This is a genomic window from Methylobacterium nodulans ORS 2060 (genome assembly GCF_000022085.1).
In the GTDB taxonomy this organism is placed as follows: Bacteria; Pseudomonadota; Alphaproteobacteria; order Rhizobiales; family Beijerinckiaceae; genus Methylobacterium; species Methylobacterium nodulans.
The window spans coordinates 5,790,707-5,810,258 of the sequence record NC_011894.1 but is presented as its reverse complement, the minus strand read 5'-3'; the positions used below and the strand labels follow the sequence as shown (position 1 = coordinate 5,810,258).

General features: G+C 65.1%; 23 protein-coding genes and 2 pseudogenes. 4 read left to right on the top strand and 21 right to left on the bottom strand.

Annotation, left to right across the window (positions count from 1 at the left end; genetic code table 11):
* Positions 1-156 precede the first annotated feature (156 nt).
* The 6 genes from MNOD_RS26905 to MNOD_RS47155 form a co-directional block, all read right to left on the bottom strand.
* Positions 157-816 (bottom strand): hypothetical protein, encoded by a 660-nt coding sequence (locus MNOD_RS26905; RefSeq protein WP_012631367.1) that lies wholly within the window; start codon positions 814-816, stop codon positions 157-159.
* A gap of 145 nt (positions 817-961) precedes the next feature.
* Positions 962-1,351, bottom strand: coding sequence for a hypothetical protein (locus MNOD_RS26900; protein ID WP_015932131.1), 390 nt, complete (start codon positions 1,349-1,351; stop codon positions 962-964).
* Between the two features lie 758 nt (positions 1,352-2,109).
* A complete protein-coding gene (locus MNOD_RS26895; protein WP_015932130.1) occupies positions 2,110-2,448 on the bottom strand; it encodes a hypothetical protein in 339 nt (112 codons plus the stop codon).
* A gap of 3 nt (positions 2,449-2,451) precedes the next feature.
* Positions 2,452-2,706 carry a hypothetical protein gene (locus MNOD_RS26890; RefSeq protein WP_015932129.1) on the bottom strand — a complete coding sequence of 85 codons (255 nt, stop codon included), beginning with the start codon at positions 2,704-2,706 and terminating at the stop codon, positions 2,452-2,454.
* Positions 2,707-2,961: 255 nt separating this feature from the next.
* Complete coding sequence (locus MNOD_RS26885) at positions 2,962-3,777, bottom strand: DUF4262 domain-containing protein (RefSeq protein ID WP_015932128.1); 816 nt, start codon at positions 3,775-3,777, stop codon at positions 2,962-2,964.
* A gap of 336 nt (positions 3,778-4,113) precedes the next feature.
* Entirely contained in the window at positions 4,114-4,269 is a 156-nt protein-coding gene (locus MNOD_RS47155; RefSeq protein ID WP_015932127.1) for a hypothetical protein, read from the bottom strand.
* 142 nt (positions 4,270-4,411) lie between these two features.
* Between MNOD_RS47155 and MNOD_RS50735 the strand changes: the two are divergent.
* Positions 4,412-4,477 (top strand): annotated as a pseudogene (locus MNOD_RS50735) (DUF6489 family protein); the annotation flags it as partial.
* Positions 4,478-4,678: 201 nt separating this feature from the next.
* Here the strand turns inward: MNOD_RS50735 and MNOD_RS44010 are convergent.
* From MNOD_RS44010 to MNOD_RS26850, 7 genes are all read right to left on the bottom strand, one after another.
* Positions 4,679-4,936 (bottom strand): hypothetical protein, encoded by a 258-nt coding sequence (locus tag MNOD_RS44010; RefSeq protein WP_083786566.1) that lies wholly within the window; start codon positions 4,934-4,936, stop codon positions 4,679-4,681.
* Positions 4,937-5,390: 454 nt separating this feature from the next.
* Positions 5,391-5,525, bottom strand: coding sequence for a hypothetical protein (locus tag MNOD_RS50090; protein WP_280113429.1), 135 nt, complete (start codon positions 5,523-5,525; stop codon positions 5,391-5,393).
* A 112-nt stretch (positions 5,526-5,637) separates the two neighbouring features.
* Positions 5,638-6,252, bottom strand: a complete 615-nt coding sequence (locus MNOD_RS26870; protein ID WP_015932124.1) for a class I SAM-dependent methyltransferase — start codon at positions 6,250-6,252, stop codon at positions 5,638-5,640.
* A 163-nt stretch (positions 6,253-6,415) separates the two neighbouring features.
* Positions 6,416-7,117, bottom strand: coding sequence for an aquaporin (locus MNOD_RS26865; protein WP_015932123.1), 702 nt, complete (start codon positions 7,115-7,117; stop codon positions 6,416-6,418).
* Positions 7,114-7,539: an arsenate reductase (glutaredoxin) gene (gene arsC, locus MNOD_RS26860; protein ID WP_015932122.1), complete on the bottom strand. Its 426-nt coding sequence runs from the start codon at positions 7,537-7,539 to the stop codon at positions 7,114-7,116. The genes MNOD_RS26865 and arsC overlap by 4 nt, the downstream gene beginning before the upstream one ends.
* On the bottom strand, positions 7,539-8,066 hold the full coding sequence (locus MNOD_RS26855) for an arsenate reductase ArsC (RefSeq protein WP_015932121.1): 528 nt from the start codon (positions 8,064-8,066) through the stop codon (positions 7,539-7,541). Before MNOD_RS26855 ends, arsC begins: the two co-directional genes overlap by 1 nt.
* Positions 8,059-8,418, bottom strand: coding sequence for an ArsR/SmtB family transcription factor (locus MNOD_RS26850; protein ID WP_015932120.1), 360 nt, complete (start codon positions 8,416-8,418; stop codon positions 8,059-8,061). Before MNOD_RS26850 ends, MNOD_RS26855 begins: the two co-directional genes overlap by 8 nt.
* A 50-nt stretch (positions 8,419-8,468) precedes the next feature.
* On the opposite strand from MNOD_RS26850, the pseudogene MNOD_RS26845 reads away from it, so the two are divergent.
* Positions 8,469-8,882, top strand: a pseudogene (locus MNOD_RS26845) (NAD(P)H-dependent oxidoreductase); the annotation flags it as partial.
* Between the two features lie 49 nt (positions 8,883-8,931).
* Here MNOD_RS26845 and MNOD_RS26840 read toward each other — a convergent pair.
* Together MNOD_RS26840 and MNOD_RS50085 are read right to left on the bottom strand one after the other, a co-directional pair.
* A complete protein-coding gene (locus MNOD_RS26840; protein ID WP_015932118.1) occupies positions 8,932-9,504 on the bottom strand; it encodes a PRC-barrel domain-containing protein in 573 nt (190 codons plus the stop codon).
* A 1,174-nt stretch (positions 9,505-10,678) separates the two neighbouring features.
* Positions 10,679-10,804 (bottom strand): hypothetical protein, encoded by a 126-nt coding sequence (locus tag MNOD_RS50085; RefSeq protein ID WP_280113428.1) that lies wholly within the window; start codon positions 10,802-10,804, stop codon positions 10,679-10,681.
* 251 nt (positions 10,805-11,055) lie between these two features.
* Between MNOD_RS50085 and hmpA the strand changes: the two genes are divergently transcribed.
* On the top strand, positions 11,056-12,282 hold the full coding sequence (gene hmpA, locus MNOD_RS26835) for an NO-inducible flavohemoprotein (protein ID WP_015932116.1): 1,227 nt from the start codon (positions 11,056-11,058) through the stop codon (positions 12,280-12,282).
* Positions 12,283-12,750: 468 nt separating this feature from the next.
* Here the strand turns inward: hmpA and MNOD_RS26830 are convergent, their stop codons facing one another.
* Entirely contained in the window at positions 12,751-12,951 is a 201-nt protein-coding gene (locus MNOD_RS26830) for a hypothetical protein (RefSeq protein WP_015932115.1), read from the bottom strand.
* Positions 12,952-13,446: 495 nt separating this feature from the next.
* On the opposite strand from MNOD_RS26830, the gene MNOD_RS26825 reads away from it, so the two are divergent.
* Positions 13,447-13,728 carry a hypothetical protein gene (locus MNOD_RS26825; protein ID WP_015932114.1) on the top strand — a complete coding sequence of 94 codons (282 nt, stop codon included), beginning with the start codon at positions 13,447-13,449 and terminating at the stop codon, positions 13,726-13,728.
* Positions 13,729-14,056: 328 nt separating this feature from the next.
* Here MNOD_RS26825 and MNOD_RS26820 read toward each other — a convergent pair whose 3' ends face one another.
* The 5 genes from MNOD_RS26820 to MNOD_RS26800 all read right to left on the bottom strand — a co-directional run bounded on the left by MNOD_RS26820 (position 14,057) and on the right by MNOD_RS26800 (position 19,552).
* Complete coding sequence (locus tag MNOD_RS26820) at positions 14,057-14,446, bottom strand: PRC-barrel domain-containing protein (RefSeq protein ID WP_015932113.1); 390 nt, start codon at positions 14,444-14,446, stop codon at positions 14,057-14,059.
* A 1,064-nt stretch (positions 14,447-15,510) separates the two neighbouring features.
* Positions 15,511-16,542: an L-idonate 5-dehydrogenase gene (locus MNOD_RS26815; protein WP_015932112.1), complete on the bottom strand. Its 1,032-nt coding sequence runs from the start codon at positions 16,540-16,542 to the stop codon at positions 15,511-15,513.
* Positions 16,543-16,559: 17 nt separating this feature from the next.
* Positions 16,560-17,747 (bottom strand): ABC transporter ATP-binding protein, encoded by a 1,188-nt coding sequence (locus tag MNOD_RS26810; protein WP_015932111.1) that lies wholly within the window; start codon positions 17,745-17,747, stop codon positions 16,560-16,562.
* Between the two features lie 15 nt (positions 17,748-17,762).
* On the bottom strand, positions 17,763-18,590 hold the full coding sequence (locus tag MNOD_RS26805; protein ID WP_015932110.1) for a carbohydrate ABC transporter permease: 828 nt from the start codon (positions 18,588-18,590) through the stop codon (positions 17,763-17,765).
* On the bottom strand, positions 18,590-19,552 hold the full coding sequence (locus tag MNOD_RS26800) for a carbohydrate ABC transporter permease (RefSeq protein ID WP_244424572.1): 963 nt from the start codon (positions 19,550-19,552) through the stop codon (positions 18,590-18,592). Before MNOD_RS26800 ends, MNOD_RS26805 begins: the two co-directional genes overlap by 1 nt.

The window sequence follows — 19,552 nt, the reverse complement described above, 5'->3', positions numbered from 1 at the left end:
TTAAGGTCCCGTTCGATCAAGCACGAGATCGGCCCGTGTGGAGAGTGCCTCTCCTCACGCCCACGAGGTGACGCATGCGCGCGGCAGGGTACGACTTGGGGAACAGTGCCATGATCGCCCATCTGAGCACCCTACCCTCGCAGGTTCATATCAGCCTCAGGCCGCGAACCGGGACTGGGACGCAGTCTGCGGATCGGCGCCATCCCGGAAGGTCCCGCCGGGCTTCAGCATGATCGCCTGCAACCTCGCGTGGCCGAGCACGCGACCGAGCTCGCGGTAAGCGAAATAGGGAACCAGGGCCACCAGCATGATCCAGGCGAGCGAGACCAGGCCGAGCGGGCCACCAGCGATCTCCGGGAGGACCTGCCCCACCGCCTTCCCATGCCATGCCCCCTCCAGCACCGCCTCCAGTACATAGGCCGCGACCAGGACGACGGTGAATGCCAGCGCGCGATAGAGGATCACCATGACGAGCCGTCCCGCCTCCAAGCGGCGCCCGATGAACCTGGAGCCCACGCCTGCCGCCTCGGCGATCAGCATGATCTTGGCAAACACGAGGGCGTTGATCAGGCCGAGCGCGTAGAAGTGGTAGCCCGGGTAGCGCGGGACATCCTGGTCGATGCGGGCGTAGATGTTGAGGCTGAAGAGGATCAACGTCCCCAAGATGACGATGAGGTAGAGGGCAAACCAGAGATAACGCTCGGCCTCATCGATGGCGCGCCGAGCCAATGAATGCCCGGGCCGCCCCGCGATGGGGCCGCTGGGGTCCGTCGGCGGTGCTGTCAGGGACTCAGTTCGCTCCGGCAAGGGGCTCATGGGCTACCTCCTGAGTTAGGATGGGAGCAAGCGCAGCGGGGGGGGGGGCGCTGTCGTGGATCTCGTTTCTCGGCTTCTGGATCTCCGGCTGCCGGCGGCGCGGCCCGGGACCGTCACTCCGGCCGCTTGTGCGAGGCTTCGGCTCTCACTCGGCTGGACAGCGCTGATAGCTCTGGAGACTTTTGAAGTCCGGACCCAGCGAGACCACGTTGTTCTCCCTCGAAACGAGGATCAGGTTCGCTATCGACGGCTGCGGCTGTTCGCCGGTCGAGCATCGCATGTGAGCGGAGTAGATTGGGCCGGCTCGTCCTGCGGTTTCGTCGACCCAGTCTATCGTGCATCGCGAGTCGGCGCGGGTGTAAGCCGACGCGGTGATCGAGAGGGCCGGTTGATCATTTTTGATACACGATTGGTCGGCCAGGACCCACTGGCCCCAAAACGTCTCCGGGACAGCCTTGTGACGCTTGATGTCCGCGGATGCAGTGTGAGGAACGACTAGGAGTGGGACGACCGCAGCAATGCCGATGAAGCGCATGCATGCCTCCTGTCTCTCTTCAATGCGTTCAGGACCATCAGCGCCTGCGCTGGGCACCGGGCCCAAACCGGGAACGGGCGAGTGTTAGGAGAGCCTTCGTCGGACAGGTTGGGAGGAGCGTAGATCGTGCGACACCGCCGTTCGCTGGGACTATCGGCTCACGCTGCTGTTCCGCTTGGCGAGCCAAGTGACGCGAGCTTGGATCTGCCAGCAATCCCCATTGGATATGTGCCGGCCAACCGCCGCTTGATCGCTGGAGACACCGACGGCCCGAACGAGACAATGGCCGGCCATCACGCGCCATTGCTGACGTTCAAGCATGACCGTTGGCGAGCCCCATGCGTGCTCGTCCCGCATCGCTGAGGCCACCTCTTTGTAACCCGGGACGTGTCGTGGGAGCGGCGGCATCCGGTGCTCGAGGGGGCGAAGCGTCAGGGACGGATTTGCCAACACCGACCAGCCCTTTGCCGAACGCTCGAATTGCGCCCTGCGCGGCGCTCCAGTCACCGTGGCCTGTGTGCAGAAACCCAACTGCGAAATAGCAGATGTCCGGAATATGCGCCGGACCGAACATTCAGCACGCGCATTCCGAAGGTCCGGAGCGGGTCAGCTCCGGTCATTGCAGGCGCAGGCGCAGAGGGTTGCTTCCCACCCCTTGCAGCCTCTTCATAGCCAAGCTGATTGGGTTTTGGCCGTGATGCGCCCCGCGCCCAGTACCTGCAAGCCCACCCAGCCCCGCCGCGGCGGGCTTCTTCGTTTCAGCCCTTCTCATCCGGCACGTCCCGCCCGACCACCTTGTGGTGCGCCGGCAGCGGGCCGGACGCCCTCATGCCCCACCCGGTCTCGGCGTGGATCTGAGCAGAGTGGGCGAGCATGTCCCGGCGGACCTCCGGTCGGCGCGCCCCGCAGCGGGAGCAGCGCAGGCGGAAGGCGAAGCGATCCGAGGACAGATCATCCGGGAATCGATCCGTCGCGATGACGGCGCGGTGCCCGCAGCCGATGCGCCGGCAGTAGACCTCGACCGTGGTGATGCCCTCGGCGCGCAACTCGGCCGTAGTGGAGGGCGGACCGCTCTCGTCGCCTCGGCCGCGGCGCATCGGCTACCCGCCCGCGACCATCTCCGCGAAGTCCTCCGGCACCTCGCCGAAGCGCCCGAGGATCACGACGCTCTCCAGCTCGCCGGTCTCGTTGTCGGCCCGGATCTGGAGAGCCGCTGCGCCCGGCTTGCGGGTCGCAATCGCCTCGGCCCGCTTGAGCGCGCCGCTCCCGGTTGGCGCCACATCGCGGGTACCCGGCACGAGGCGCTTCTTCCGGAGTTCGAACGTTTGGATCAGGTAGGTGGTCGCGATCGCCATGGCTTGCCTCGGTACTGCTCCCTCTAGGCAGCGTGCATGTTCTGATTTTGTCCTATCATCGGTGCCCGAGCGAGTCTTGCCCGGATTGAGCGGAGCCGAAGCCGATGCCCAAGCACCGATGCCGCTCCTCAGACCGTGTGCGTGCGATCACAAAGGCGAGGCACGAGCCTGGGCGCTGTCTTACGACGGGCAGTTCGAGGTGGTGAGCCCAAGGCGCTGCTGTTCTCGAAGTAGGATGTCACAGTTATCTTAGCCTTAGTGGGGTGCTTGTTCGCGAGGCGGCCCCTCGGTAAGCCAATTCACGACTGATTCCTGAATGCCTACCTGTGACACATCAAATCCGTCGAAGCGGATGTCCCACGGGTACCGACCCCGGCTGTCCGGGAGCACTACCTGCAGCACACCAACATGACGGCGGTAGTAATCACGGGCCTGAAATACAACGGTATTGTTGGCCTTGCTCTTTGGAAGCTGTCGCAGCATGCAGACATGACCGCCGGCAACCGTCCGAAAGCCATCGATTGGGTTGATAGGTCTTTTTCCACTCTTGTGGTCCTTCAGCAGATGTTCGAGCATATGCCGGGCTAATTTGCGAGTCTGGCCGACTATAAGCAGTTCGGGAAGGCCGAGCTCGGTAAACCCAACCGTATACCGAAAAGATGTGTCCATGATCGGATCGCGCGAAGAGTGATGCGTATTGATCATGATGAAGCCGGACTGCTCGATCGTGTCTTTGATGAACGATCTGAACTTGAGGTTCTTGCGGGCGCACGCCGAAGTGGCGAGCCGCTGATAAAAAAGGGTGCGCGCTTCAGCTTCGGCCAGGATCTTTTCCTCGACGGCTCGGACGGCCTTGATGGCCTGGGCTGTCGCCTTGGCGGCCTTGGTCTGCTCGTCCGCAATTCTGCATGCGTCTTCGAGGAAAGAGGCCGCAAGGCGGGCCTGTTCGGCCTGCTGCTCAACTGCTCGCGCGTGCGCCCGCCGCTGGAAGTAGTCGCGGATCCGCTTGGCAATGTTGAAGCTCGCACTGGGGGTGAGCGCGCCGATCACGGAGGTCTCGGTGACGGGCATCGTGTGCTCCCCACAATTCCGCCCGGCCGCCCAAATGCTCCGGCCAGAGCGCTATTTCTAGCACTCCGACCGCCGCAAGCGGCTCACATTTGGTGGGCGTGGTCGAGGTGAACGTTCGAGTCCATCATGTCGTTCAGCGTTGCCGTCGAAGGATAACTCCCCGGACTATCGTACCCGGCCTTGCGCCGCTTCTTAGGTCAGGTTCTGTCAACAAGCACAAACTGAAAATGTTGAAGATCTGTCGCAAGCTGAGCATACTCATGCTCTGAGGCATCGGGCACCTGCGAACCGCTACGCTGGCCTAGCCTCGGGGGCATTCTGCCGTGCGAACACCTCTCAGGCGTAGGGGTTCGCGAGGATCACGGCCGCAATGTCGATCGCAACGCCTTCCGCGGTCAGCCGCATGCCGGGCGTCGGGTCGGCGAGATAGGCCAAAACGGCTGCCTCCACCTGTTCGCCCGTGACGTGCTTGAGCTTGTACAGCTCGCCCATGTTGGGGTGTCGGGCATGCCGAAGACCTCGCTGGCCCTGCTGCTACGTGTGGACGCAGGTCGCGACTACTGGCTGCCCTCCGCCACTAAGCTGATGAACTTGTGACCGCCTACCAGCATTGTACGAGCTGGAGGGCTGCAAGATGCAGTTCCATGCAGACGTAGACTGCACGCCCCAAAAAGCGCGGATCCTCCTCGGGCTGCCGGATCTCCTACCTCTTCAGGCCACCTTCATGGCGCGAATGCAGGAGCGCATCTTAGAGAACCCTTCAAAAAAGATGCATCGCTACTTTTTTGAAGGGTTCATGAAGCCGTGGATGCCTGCGTCGGTGAAGCCAGCAGAGCAGAAACGCGACACCACACCGCGAGATGGGATAGAACCCGCGGTGCTCGCGCCGGATCGGCACGGATCACGAGGGCCGGCGCTGCCGTTTGCGAGGCTTGGGGTCGTCAGACGCGATCGCTGCACGGCAGGCCGAGCTCAGATTCCTCCTCTTGCTCATGAGGCACGTCTTCACCCGGCCAGCATCCGGGATGTACTCGCTGCAAAGGTTCATCGCGTCCGGTGTGCAAGCTTGTTGCTGCTCTGGCGTGCCTTGCGAGAGCGCCGGGGAGGAGAGCGCGAGGAGGGAGAACCCCAAGCAGGCAACGATCGTCTTGATGTTCATGGCGCCCCTTCGCTCGCAAAGCCTTCGCCGGCTCAGCAGAGGATACGAAGCTTGAGCCTGAAAGCTATGCCGTTCGTGCGAGCGCAGGGAGTTGGCACCAGGCTGCGACCGCAGCGCCACACCTGGTTGCATCCCACGCTCGCCGGGAGCCCCGCGGCGCCTCTGGTCGCTGAAGATCACAACAGACTAGCCGCGCCTCCGCCACGGCCCTCTGGAGGCCGTTCTACTCGGCCTCGACGGGCGCTCCGCCCGGAGCAGCTCGGAATGCTGCCGAGGACTGTCTGGACGCACCATAACGCATCCCATACTCCCGCTCATGCGCATGGGCCGGCCTCACGCGTGCAGGGTCGACCAGCAAAGGTTAAAGCGCCGCGCCGCCAAGCGTGGTTGCCTGACGCTGGTCTGAACAAGTCCACTTCAGCCCGCCCGGCCCCGCCGCAGCGGGCTTTTCGTTTCAGCCCTCCTCATCCGGCCACGGCGCGTCCCGTCCGATCACCTGGTAGTGCGCTGGCAGCGGACCAGCCGCCCCCATATCCCAGCCTTGGCGGGCGTTGATCCGCGCGTAGACCCCCAGCGTGTCGCGGATCACCTGGATGTCCCGCGAGCCGCAGGCGGAGCAGCGCAAGCGCAGCACGATGTCGGGGAAGGGTAGGTGTTGGGCAATGTGCCGCGGTCGTGCCTGTCCTCCGCGAGGCGGGCCGTCATGCAGGACAGGCCCGCCCCTCATACATGAATGTGAAGGGGCGTGGGCCGGGCGCGAAGCCGGTCCGGAGATCCGTGGTCCGGAAGCCTGTCCTGCGGATGAGATCCCCTATGGGGCGGTTGAGATGACATCCGCCGGCGAGCGGCTTCCAGGCGGGCGTGAGCCAGTCCTGCCAACGAGCCACCCACGGATCCGGCGCCTTGCCGTGTTCCACGAACAGAAGCTCTCCACCGGGTTTGAGCACGCGGCGCATCTCCGCGAGCGCCGCCCCGACATCCGGGATCGAGCATAGGGTCCATGTGGTCACGACGGAGTTCACGCTGCCGGCGTCCAGCGGGATGACCTCGGCCGATCCCTGGAGGAAGCACACGGTCCGTTGGGTCGCGCGGGCCCGCTGCCTCGCCTTGTCGATGAGCGCCTGTGAGGGCTCGATGCCGAGGATCTCCGTCACACTGGGGCCGTAGAACGGCAGGTTGTGCCCCGACCCGATGCCGATCTCCAGCACGCGCCCTTGGGCCGCCCTGACGACGCGGCGCCGGTATTCGAGGAGGTCCTCGTTCGCCATGGCCCGGTCGACGAGCCAGGGAACCACGTGATCACCGTAGAAGCCCATGCGTCATGCTCCCGGCAAAGACGCGACGCCGATCGCGCCGTCCACAGGACAGGCGTGCGGCCGTCGTGCTGCAGAGGTCCTAGTGGCAGAAATCTGACGCTTGGTACCCACAACCAGGGACAGCCTCAAGCCATGACGGGCGGCAGCCAACCACCTCGACCGGCTATTTGGCGAGTGCCGCTGCGGAAGGAGCAGCCGCTCGCCCGGTCAGGAGCCAGCGCATGACAAGCATCCCCGCGAGCGCGCCGGCGAGCTGTGCCAGGATGAAGGGGAGGATGTGGTTCGGTGCGATCCCCGCGAAGGTGTCCGTGAGGGCGCGGGCGATCGTCACCGCCGGATTCGCGAAGGACGTCGAGGCCGTAAACCAGTAGGCGGCGGTGATGTAGAGGCCGACCGCGACGGGGACGGCCTCGATCCGGAAGCGCACCACGGACAGGATCGTCACCAGCAGACCGAACGTGGCGACGAACTCCGCGAACCACTGCGCCGGCCCCGTGCGCAGCTTTGCCGCGAGCTGGAAGAGCGGCAGATCGAACATGGCATGCGCCGCGAGCGTGCCGAGACAGCCCCCGAGGACCTGCGCCGGCACGTAGATTCCGACATCGCGCCAGGAAAGGGCGCGCGTCAGGCCCATCACGAGCGAGACCGCCGGGTTGAAATGCGCGCCCGAGATCGGGCCGAGCGCCAGGACCAGCACGACCAGGATGGCCCCGGTCGGGATCGTGTTGCCGAGGAGCGCGATCGCAACGTTCCCGCCGGCCAGGCGCTCGGCCATGATGCCGGAGCCCACGACCGTAGCGACGAGAAACCCGGTGCCGAGGGCTTCGGCGGCAACCCGCTGACTGATCGAGTAGGATGTCGTCATGCAGTGGCAACCCGCCGGCCGTACTCGTCGACGACGCGCTCGCCGTCTTCCTTGACGAACTCGCCCTGCTGTGGGGGGAGGAGGTCGAGCACCGCCTCGGAGGGTCGGCACAGGCGCACGCCCTTCGGGCTCACGACCAGCGGTCGGTTCAGCAGGATCGGGTGCGCCTCGATCGCGTCGAGCAGCTGCTCGTCTATCAGCGTCGGATCGCCCAGGCCGAGCTCGGCATAGGGCGTGCCCTTCTCGCGCAGCACGTCGCGCACGCAGAGGCCCGCGCGAGCCAGCAGCTGCTGGAGCAACGCCCGCGTCGGCGGGGTCTTCAGGTACTCGATGACATGCGGCTCGATGGCGGCGTTGCGGATCATCGCGAGGGTGTTCCGCGAGGTGCCGCAGGCCGGGTTGTGGTAGATGATCACGTCCATCACGCGACCTCCGGCCGGAGCGCGGTGGCGCCCTCCTGCTGGCCGATCTCGCGCAGGCGGCTCGCGATCGCCAACCGGTCCAGGCTCTCGATCGGCATGGCGAGCAGGAGCCTGATGCGGTTGCGCAGGTAATGCAGCGCCGTGACGAAGGCCCGCTCGCGCTCGATCTCGCTGCCCTCGACCCGCGACGGATCCTCGATGCCCCGGTGCGCAGTGATCGGCCGGCCCGGCCAGACCGGGCAGGCTTCGCCAGCGGCCTCGTCGCAGACGGTGATGATCATGTCCATCACGGGCGCGCCGGGCTGGGCGAACACGTCCCAGGGTTTCGAGGCGAGGCCGGCGGTGGGAATGCCCTCGGCCTCAAGCACCTTGAGGGTCATCGGGTTGGGGCCGGGACCGCCCTCGCTGCCGGCTGAGAATGCCCGGAAGCAGCCGCCGCCGAGGTGGTTCAGCAGCGCCTCGGCCAGGATCGAGCGAGCCGAGTTGTGCGTGCAGAGGAACAGCACGTTGTAGACGCGATCAGGCATGGGCGGTGTCTCCTTCAGAGGGGCAGCAGGCCGCGAGCGCCGTGACGGCCGGGGTGCAGACCTCCGGGTGGCCGCCGCAGCAATCCTTCATCAGGAACTGGATCAGGCCGGACAGCGCCGGGTAATCGGCGCTGTAGATGACCGAGCGGCCTTCGCGCCGCGATCCGACCAAGCCAGCGTGAGCCAACTCCTTGAGGTGGAACGACACGTTGGAGAACGGCACGCCGACGACGGCAGCCAGGGCACCGGCTGCCATTCCGTCAGGTCCCGCCGTCACGAGGTGGCGCACGAGACGCAGCCGGTGCTCCTGCGAGAGCGCCGCGAAGGCGGCGAGGGCTTGCCGTTCGTCCATTTTCGATCCAACATTTCGATTATCGTTGAAGCGTAGATGAACGAGGATCCGTGGACAAGCCCCATCAGCCCTTCGCCGACGGCACTCCGAACCTGAGCGAGCCCCACTTCGAGGTGCCAACGCCGGCGCACCTGGAATCGCGCGAGCACCTCACGCACGCGCCCCGCTTCCTGATCCTCTACGGCTCTCTGCGTGAGCGCTCGTTCAGCCGTTTTCTGGCCTATGAGGCGGCCCGGCTCCTGGAGCGCATGAGCGGCGAGGTCCGGATCTATCACGCGCACGGGCTGCCCCTGCCGGACGACGCAACTGCCGACCACCCGAAGGTTCAGGAGCTGCGGAACCTGTCACTCTGGTCGGAGGGTCAGGTCTGGGTCAGCCCCGAGCGCCATGGCAACCTGACCGGCGTGATGAAGAGCCAGATCGACTGGCTGCCGCTCAGCGAGGGCAGCTTGCGCCCGACCCAGATGAACTCGGGGCCGGCGGGCTCTTAGACTCCAGTAAATGGGTGCACCCTCAACTGGCGCGTTGAGCGACACTGTTCCAGTAGTTGCTCACCTGCTCTTCTCGCTCGGGACCAGGCCAGACTCGGTCTTCGCTGTAAAAGGCCGGCGCGCCTTGGACCTGACTTTCCGTGATGTCGGTATGGTAGCCCTCAAGCTCTCTGTCATAAGTCAACATCCCCCACGGGATCGTGAGATGATGGACGCCCAGGCCCATAAAGCCCCCGAACGTCACATCCACATAGAGGACACGCCCGCTCACCTTCTCGATCAACAGCCGCTGGATCGTGCCAATCTGGTGATTGTCCCGGTTGAACACGGCCGTCCCTTCGACGCGATCACTCTCGATAATGGGCTTCAACGAACCGGACTGATCGACGGGACCCCACAGGTAATAGCCACTCTCCAAGATGCCGCCGGCCACCACCGCTCGGCTCACGTCTTGAGTCCACTCCTCATCGGGGCCGATCTGCAGGATGCGGGTCCACGGACCATGTTGGGCGGGCAGTCCCTCGCCTGTGGGATCATAGGTGTACCCGCGTAAGTCAGGGGAGCTTGCAGCTTGGAAGACGTAATACGTTCTCATGAACGCCTCCCTCTCGAACGTTCCTGTGTTCTTGAACTGGATCGTGGTTGGGCCTGTCGGACGATCTCCCGCACTATCTTCCAGGCGCACGGAACCCGATGTCCGGCGCTCCAAGAGCCTGATCTGCCCCCTCGACCGTCAACACCTGCGCCACCTTCTTGCCCCGCTCCAGCGGGGTTTGGTTTTTGACGGCAGAGCGAGCCCAGTCGAGCGACATAGAACCATTGCTGCGAGCCTGCGTTCCTCCGCTGGATGCGGGTCGCAACAGTATAGATGAGATTGGCGGAGAGAAGATCCCTCTCTATGCCGGCGTGTCCCCTCTCTACGCTTGCCGGTGCCGCTCGCGGCGCACAGCATCGTTTTGCGCCCTGAAGCGACCAGGGTGGCAGGCACCGGCCGCGCCCGTGTTCTCCCAAGGTCGCGGTGCTGCGGTCGGTGGCCCCGCCTCCGGGCCGCTTGTTCCCATAATTCGCCTTATGTGAGTCGGTTGCAACAGGTTGCTCTTAAGAACGGGATGCGGAGAACCCCAGCCAAGCGAGGAGAGCGAAAGCGGCAAACGCAATCCAGTTCGGCCAAACCGGGATGGACATCGGACCCCATGCCGTAACCACTGTGACCGGCCAACCGAGAACAGCCCGCATCAACTGGAGAACTGCAGCGACCGCAAAAATCACCGCTGCTAGGCGTGTATAGCTTCGCATCGTCATGGCGATCCTCCAACGCCCTAACCCGCCCGCAGGCCCCGGGTGCGATAGCAAACAGATGGGTCACTTCGGACGGGGCACGTTCTGACTTGTGATCTGATTTATGATCGCGGCGCTTAGCCGCGGCCGCCGGTGACGAGGACGCGCGTCATTTGGCGTGGACCGCTTCGTGGACCGAATGGGCGTCAGATCCGGTCCTCATCCGGTCCATTGAGAAGGAGAAAATCCTGTAAAAACAATGCTCAGCGACTTGCGCACCACGTTCGGGACGTCGGGGTCGCAGGTTCAAATCCTGCCACTCCGACCAAATTTCCCGAGACTTTTCAAAGCAGAGCGTGGGACGGCCCGGCCGAAGGCGGCATCGGGACGCTTATCGGGACTCCAACGCTGATTTTGTGCCTCGCAGCACGGGGTGAGATGGTAGGTTCAACCCATGCCCGACACCCCGACCATCGGCGAGCTGTTCAAACTCAGAGGCGTCGGGTCGGACAGGCCCGCATCGCGCGCAGCGTTCCGGACTCCGGCCCATAATTGTCGGACCGAATATGCGCGGGCACGCCACGCAGGGTGAACAGGTCCGAGAGCACGTCGATCACGTCTGCCGCCTTGAGCGGGCCGCGCGCCCTAGATCAGAGCGGAACCGGAAACCGGATCCCCGATCAGCCGAACTGCGTTTCAGAAGACGCCACGTCACACGCGGTCTGAATGCGGGATCCGTCGGCGTTGCCGGGACGCAATAGCGTAGGAGCGTCGGGGGGATGGACACCTTGGCGTACGCACTACCGGAGTGAGAGGGCGGCTGCCGCAGGCCGGACGGGAGGCGCATCGAGCACGGAGTTCAGCAAACATGCCGACGGCCCTGACCGACGAAACCATCGAGATTGTGAAAGCGACTGTGCCGGCTCTGGAGGCGCACGGCCGAGCCATCACTGACCGGATGTACGAGCGGCTGTTTCGCACGCCCGAGATCCGCAATCTGTTCAACCAGTCGCATCACGGCGAAACCGGATCCCAGTCGAAGGCTCTGGCCGCCGCAATCATCGCCTATGCTCGCAACATCGAGAACCTGGGCGTACTCGCCTCGCGCGTGGAGCGCATCACCCAGAAGCACGTCGGTCTGCAGATCCTGCCGCGCCATTATCCCTTCGTCGCCGACGCACTGCTGGGCGCCATCAAGGACGTGCTCGGCGATGCGGCAACGGACCAGATCCTTGCCGCCTGGGGCGAGGCCTACTGGTTCCTGGCCGACCTGCTGATAGCGCGGGAGGCCGACCTTTATGCTCAAGTTGCCGCCGCGCCAGGCGGCTGGAACGGCTGGCGGGATTTCGCCGTGGCGAGCACGAAACAGGAAAGCGAGATCATCCGCTCCTTCGTCTTGGCGCCCGTGGATGGCGGACCCGTGCTGCGGCACCGACCAGGACAGTATCTGACGTTCACCCTGGATGTACCCGGTGCCGGCGAAATCAAGCGCAACTACTCGATCTCCTCTGGCCCTGAAGACCGCACCTACCGGATCACCGTCAAGCGAGAGGCGTGGCCCGGGGTTCCTCCTGGGCTTGCCTCCAACTGGCTGCATGACCAGGCAGGGGTTGGGACCGTGCTGAAGGTGGCGCCTCCATCGGGCGAGTTCTTCCTGGATGAGGCCAGCACGGGCCCTGTCGTGCTGCTCAGTGGTGGGGTTGGGCTCACCCCCATGGTCAGCATGCTGGAGGCGATCCTGCGCGCCGGCAGTGGACGACCGACCTGGTACGTGCACGGTGCGGAGAATGGTCGCGTCCATGCCATGCGCGACCATGTGCGGACGCTCGCAACGGGAGCGCAGGGCATTACCGTGCGGACCTTCTACAACAAGCCGGAGAGCGCGGATGTGCAGGGCCGCGACTATGACGAGCAGGGGTTCATCACGGCGGACTGGCTGGCACAGAACACTCCCTTGAAGGAGGCGGTCTTTTACCTGTGCGGGCCACGGCCGTTCTTACGGGCGCTGGTGGGCAGTTTGGCGCGAACAGGCGTGCCACTCGGGCGGATCCGCTACGAGTTCTTCGGCCCGGCAGACGAACTGTTGGCCGCCTGAGATCAAGAGGATGCAGAGAGCGCCTCGGGATGTCGAGGAGGAGCGCCAGCTGGAGGCCTTCACGACCGAAGCGAATGGGGTGTTTGCTCCGGTGCATCCAAGGCCATGCCGGTGCTGCTCACGACCAAGGAGGAATGGCGCACCTGGCTCCAGGCGCCGGCCTATGCATTTGGGATATCGGGCATGCCGGCGATGAAGGTCGCGCGCTTGCCTGCAAGCAGCGGGCCGGGTAGGCCCACGCCGCCGGCTCGTTCATTCACGCACGTCAATTCGAGAACCGCCCCTGCCGATCGATCAACGCCGATCGATTGCGCCCTCGCCCTGGTGCCGCGCCGTCCGGTAGACGAGGACCAGCGCTCCCTCCGGTGAACCGGCCCTCGTCCCTGTGCGAGAAGTCTCGCCCGGCGGCGCGGGGGACGTGCGGGCGAGATCCCCGCGCCTGCCGATCGCCATGCTACTCCCAACTCCTCAATGCCCGCTACCGCGTGTCCTGCTGCCTCTGGCGGGCGTCAGGTTGCATCGGATCGCGCGGATGATCTTGCGGGCGGCGGTCACCTCATCGCGCAGCAGCTCCTCCGCCGACCGGCGGAGCTCGGCCGCCTGATGGCTCCAGTCCGCGATCATCTCCTCGACTTGCCGCTGAACCTGGTCGAACGTCGGATGCTTCATGGCCTGTTGGTGCCAATCGTGGAAGCAAGGCTGGCGAGTCGACGTCCAGTCGCTCGTCTGGTTCCATCTCCCCAGCACGCGGGCCTCCTCGATGGAGGAGAACCACAGGAAGGAGCGGCCGTGAGGCGCGCGCGGGATGAAGGACGCTGCGCGCTTCGGCCGAGCTTCGCAACGACGGCAGCATCGATCTGCTCGCCGGTAATGAGGCAGCGCCGGAAAAGCTCGCCGATCGCGAGTTGGTCACAGCCATGGTCCCCCACACCAGCACGCTTCAACACCGTCCCGGCCCGCTCTTTCAGACGGTCCAGACGGTGAGCTCCATCCGAGAAGGCGTGTTCGTGATGCATGGGTAGAGGCCGGCCGGGCGAGAGGCTGGCAAGGCCCCGGGTCCAGGCCAGGACGATGGGCGACAGGAAGGACGGAGCGAGACAAGCGGCTGTCATATGCGCCTGCTACGGCTGCGAGCTGGCAAAGGTTTCAGAACAGAGGCAGGCGATGACCGAGCTGGAGAAGGGGAAGCCGGCAGCAGCAGTGACCGAGGCCGAGACGGCCTTCTTCCAGTTCGCCAATGCTCTCTTCACCGGGGCGGTGTCAGCAGGCAGCCTCCAGGGGCAAGCCTATCTTTCCCCCAAGCCCTGGCAGATCCTGGACCTGAGCTTCCCCCGCCCGGTCGTCCGGATGACCTTCTTCTCGGAGCGGCGGGCCCGCGCCACCTGCGAGACCATGAACGCCAAGGCCCGCCGGGAGCGGTTCAAGGTGGTGTGGATGGGCGCCTGAGGCCTTCCGGAACCATCGCGGGCTGCCGCGCGAAAAGCCTGCGCTTTCGGACATTCCCTTCAACACTGGCCGGGCTTCCCCTTCCCGAGCCGGTGTCACTTTGCTCGCAGCTGTGAACGAGAACGCCCGACAAAGGGTGAGGACCTTGCCGGGTGTTCGTCTCAGACCTCTTGAGGTGAAGGCCCTCGCCCCATTTGAGCATCTCGGCCGCCGCACACGGCGCCCCGCTCCCCTTCACAGTGAGAGGGTGCAATCTGTGGTCAGCCGCTGACATCCACCACGACCGGGCGCGGGCCGCTGCGTGCGGCCGCTCCCGGTCCTGGGACGCTCAGACCACGCCATAGGGTAGGCCGTAGTAGTCGTAGAGGCTCTGGCTGTAGGCGCGGTCGAAGGTCGGCTCCTCGCCCGTCCGATAGCTCGGCGCCCCTTCCAGCTTACGCTTGTCGAGGTCGACCACGTAGCCGCCCTGGCTCGGATCGTAGGTCAGCGCCTTCCAGGGCAGCGGGTGGTAGCTCCCGCCCATCCCGAGAAAGTCGCCAAAGCTCATCACTGCATACTCGACCTGACCCGAGCGCTTATTGACCATGAAGTTGTAGACCTTGCCCAGGTGCTCACCTTGCCGGTTGTAGACAGTCGTGCCCTCGACCTTGTTGGAGGCGATAAGCTCGCTCGTCTCGTCCGTGGCGACGCTGCTGCCCATGCTTGTCGTGTCTGCCATGGTTGTCTCCTCTCGGTAGCATGGTGATATGCAAGTCAACGCGCGAGAGTGTCCACGGTCCCGGTTTGTGCTGGCCAGCCTTCACGAAATGAGCGCATGCAACATGCGGACGGATCGGCCAGCAAAGGTCAAAGCGCCGCGCTGGCAGGCGTGGTTGCCTGACACTCGTCTGAACAAGTCCGCCTCAGCCCGCCCGGTCCTGCCGCGGCGGGCTTTCTTCATCTGCCTCGGGCGATTTGCGCCCGAGGCAAGCCGAGATGGGCTTGCTCACCTGCCGAACAGCATGAGGGCCGGCACCGTCCACTCGACGGTGACCGCGACAACATCGAGAGCCGGCAGCCCAGAGCGCTTCCCGCCGAAATGGACGCCGGTTCGGCGTCAGGGAGCGGCTCTCATGCGCTTGGTCTATCCTCCCGTGAATGTAATAAGAAAGACTGCAAGCGCACCGCCAATAATCGCCATTCCTAACAGGATCATACTGCTAAGCTGATCGGCGGTGTTTATGGTTCGTGGCGATCCAGCCATAACGCCTACCTCCTTGAAGAGAAATTTTGAACGACTTCTTCAGTTCCGAGACTTGGAGTACTGATAGCAACCTTTGCCGCATGGTGCCGACTGGTCCCGCGCCCTCGTTCGAGTTTCGCAAGCCGCGCCGGCCGGTGCTGTCCTGTGCCAGCAGCCTTTGAGGGGTCCGCTGGCCTCTGGACGGCAGCAGTATTCGCTTGAGCCGTGCCCGACCACGCTGGGTCGGATCACGGCTCTAAGATCTTGATTAAATTGGTTGGTAGCGGAAAGGCCTCAGCGCGAAGCTCCGCCGCCATCAAATCCGTGCGCGTGATCGAAAGCGTCACCGCCTTGCTCCCGATCTCTCTCGGCAAGGAGCGAATCACACCTCAACGACCCTGTCAGCCTCCAGAGAGGCACGACTTCTGGCGGCTGGTATGACATGAGGTATGCCTTGCCGTTTCGGCGGCCGCAGCTCAGGTCCCGTGACGGTGCCCGACGCAAAGGTGATGCAAGGTTAGCCCTCGAGCCGTGGCGGTGTGGCCGCTGGCAGGTGCGGTTCAAAACGCGAGTTGCACCTTCATCGATGCCGTGCGGTCGCCAGCGAGCTCGAAGGCTTCGACAGCGCGTTCGAACGGCAGAGTCGCGCTGACGAGCGGCATCAGATCGACCTGGCCGCGGCTCATCAGATCGACGGCGAGCTGAAATTCGGCGTCGAAGCGAAAGGTGCCGTGCAGCTTCAGCTCCTTGGTGACGATGATGTTGACGGGGAGCGTCATCGGCCCGCCGAGCCCGACCTGTACCACCACGCCGCCCGGGCGGATCGCATCGAGGGCTCCGGCCAGCGCCCGCTCGTTGCCCGACGCTTCGAACAGGACGTCGAAGCGACCCTTGTCGGAAGCATAGGGGGCGAGCGCCTCTGGCGTCGCGGCGATGTCGATGGCATGCGTGGCGCCGAGTTGCTGCGCGAGTGACAGCGGAGCCTGTGCGACGTCCGTCACGACGATTTCCCTGGCTCCGCCGAGCCGCGCGACGATGATGCAGAGCGCCCCGATCGGGCCGCAGCCGGTCACGAGCACGCGCTTGCCGAGCAGCGGACCGGCTTGGCGCGCGGCGTGAAGGCAGACCGCCAAAGGCTCGGCCATCGCGGCTTCCGCCATGCTGACGTTCTCGCCGACCGGCACGGCCTGCTCCGCCCGGATCGTAAGACTCTGCCGGAAGCCACCCTGCGCGTGGGGAAAGTGCATCGCGGAGCCGATGAACTGCATGTGCAGGCATTGATGCCGCAGGCCCTCGTGGCAGTAGCGGCAGGCGTTGCAGGGCTGGCTCGGGTTGACCGCGACGCGCAGGCCGGGAACCAGATGCGAGACGCCCGCGCCGATCTCCTCGACCGTGCCGGCGATCTCGTGGCCGAGCGCCATGGGCTGCCGGATCCGTACCGCGCCGAAGCCGCCGTGATGGTAGTAGTGCAGATCCGAGCCGCAGATGCCGCCGGCGGCGATGCGAATGCGGACCTGGCCCGGCCCCGGCGGCACGACCGCGATCTCCTCGATGCGCAGATCGTGCGGCGCGTGCAGGATGACGCCCTTCATCGGAACGGTCCCGACGCTCACGCGGCCAGCGCCAGGCTGGCGACGAGCCGCACGCCCGTGCTCCGCGAGAACAGCACGGCCTCCGAGAGGTCGAGCCCGACCGTGACGGCGTCTCCGGGCTTGAGGTCGCTGTAACCGGAGGCCGTGACCATGATCTCCCCGGGGACCGCCCCTTCCTCGTCATGGGCGGTCCTGACTTGCGACAGCTTGACCGCAACGACCGATTCGGCACCGACATGCTCGACGAGGCTGACGGTGCCGGCGAGCCCGCCAGCCCCGCCCGGCGCACCGAGCGCCAGCGCATTGGCCCGGATACCCAGCAACACGGTGTCCCGACCGGCGGTGCGGCCTGCCGCCGCCAGAGCTGCCGGCAGAGGCAGGCTCGTCCCGCCGAGCCGGATCGTGCCGTTCTCGACGCGCCCTTCGATCAGGTTCATCGGTGGCGTTCCGATGAAACGCGCGACATAGGTGTTGGCGGGCGAGGTATAGATCTCCCGCGGCGTTCCGAACTGCTGGATGACGCCGTCGCGCATCAGGGCGATGCGGGTGCCCATCGTCATGGCCTCGACCTGGTCGTGTGTCACGTAGACGAAAGTGCCGCCGACGCGGTTATGCAGGCGTGTGATCTCGCCGCGCATCGCGGTACGAAGCTTGGCGTCGAGATTGGAGAGCGGCTCGTCCATCAGGAAGACTTCGGGCTTTCGCACCATGGCGCGCCCGAGCGCGACGCGCTGGCGCTGTCCGCCCGAGAGCGTACGCGGATAGCGGTCCAGCATCTCCGTGAGCGAGAGCACCTTCGCCGTCTTCTCGACGAGTTCCGCCACCTTCGGCGAGCGTTCGATCCGGCGCTTGGCGAGGCCGCCGATGATCGGCAGGTGGAACCACCATTTGAACTGCCGCATGATCAGCGGGAAGGCGATATTCCGTCTGACCGTCATATGCGGATAGAGCGCATAGGATTGGAAGACGAAGGCCATGTCGCGCGCGCTCGGCGGAAGCTGGTCGACGCGCCGCCCGCCGAGATGGATCTCGCCGCTGGTGACGCTCTCGAGGCCGGCGAGCATCCTGAGCAGAGTGGACTTGCCGCAGCCGGAAGGACCGAGCAGCACGAGGAATTCGCCGTCCTCGACCTCCAGATCGATGTCGGCGATCGCAACTTTCGCACCGAAATGCTTGGCGACGTGGTTGAGCATGATCGAAGCCATGTCGGTTCCGCTTTCTCAGCCCTTGACGCTGCCGGCCGTCATGCCGGCCACGACATAGCGCTGGACCATGAGGTAGAAGAGGACGGCCGGGAGCGTGTACATCACGCCGATGGCCATGACGGTGTGGATGGGTGTCGAGAGCTCGCCGATGAAGCTGGCGAGGCCCACCGAGGCCGTGCGCAGGTCCTGGCTGGAGACCAGGGTTCGCGCGAAGACGTACTCGTTCCAGCCGTGGAAAAACGCGATCACGGAGGCTGCCGCGAGCGTCGGCGCGACGACCGGCACCACGATCGACAGGACGATGTCCAGCCGCGAGCAGCCGTCAACACGCGCCGCTTCCTCGACTTCCAGAGGCACACCGTCGATCGCGCCCTTCAAGATCCAGGTGATGACCGGGACGGTGAAGGCCGTGTTGGTGAGGATCAGGCCGCCCAGGCTGTCGAGCAGGGCGAGATTGGCGAAGATGGCGTAGAGAGGCACCACCAGCATCGCCTCGGGCAGCATCTGCGTCGCGAAGAGCAGGAAGCCGATCCCGTCCTTGCCGCGGAAACGGAAGCGCGAGAGCGCATAGGCCGGCAGGATGGCGAGACCGATCGACAGCACCATCGTGCCGACCGCGACGATCGCGCTGTTGGTGAGCCAGGTGACGACCCCGGTGCCCCGCAGCGTGTCGGCGTAGTTGAAGGCCTGGCTCGGATCGGGGAGCATCTGCGGCGTGTCGGCGAAGAGGTTCGCCGAGGAGGTCAGCGAGGTGACGATCATCCAGTAGATCGGGAAGATCGACGCCCCGAGCAGCGCCAGCACCAGGACGATGCGGATCGTATGCGAGTTGGAACTGCGCATCAGCGACGGCCCTCCGCTTTTTCGGCCCGCTGCGTCGCCCAGAAGTAGACGAGCGTCACCACGAGCGCGACCGAAAGTCCGACCATGCCGATCGCGGCCGCCTCGCCGAGTTCGCGCGAAACGAAGGCGCGCGTGTAGAGGTCGATGACCAGCGTCTTGGTCGCGCCGATCGGCCCTCCCTGCGTCATCACCCAGATCAGATCGAAACGGCGCAGCGACCAGATCGTCACGAACAGGGCGAGCAGCGCCACGGTCGGACGGATGGTCGGCCACACGGCGACCTTGAAGATGTTGAGCCGGTCGGCCCCGTCGATCTGTGCCGCTTCGCGCACCTCTTCGGAGACGCCCTGCAGCGCGGCCAGCAGCACGACGGAGGAGAAGGGGAAGATCTGCCAGATCGTCGTGAAGAGGATGGCCGGCAGGGCGAGCCTTGGATTGTCGAGCCAGCTTTCGTAGCCGACCTCGAGATCAACGAGCTTCAGGACGTAGTTGAAGATGCCGTATTGGGCGTTCAGCATCCAGGCGAAGATCGTCGCGACTGCGATGGGGGGCGCCGCCCAGGGAACCGTCACGAGGGCACGCGCCAAGCCGCGGCCGCGGAACGGCCGGTCGAGCAGCAGGGCCGCGCCAAGACCGAGCGAAATCGCCATCACCACGCAGACCACCGTGTAGATTGCGGTGACGCCGATGACACGCCAGAAGTCCGGGCGCGCCATCAGCTCTTCGTAGTTGCGCAGCCCCACGAAGGTGGATTGCTCGGGCGTGAGCAGGGAGGTCTGCGTGAAGCTGAGCATCAGCTCGCGCAGCAGCGGGTAGCCTTGGAACAACAGCAGGTAGACAACCACTGGCGCAACGAACCAGTATGGAGTCCACGGACTGCCGTCGAGCCGAGCAACCGCTTTGGGTTGCTCGGAAAGGCCCGAGGACAGCGACGGCGGCTGCCGCATGATCGCGTCCGCCAT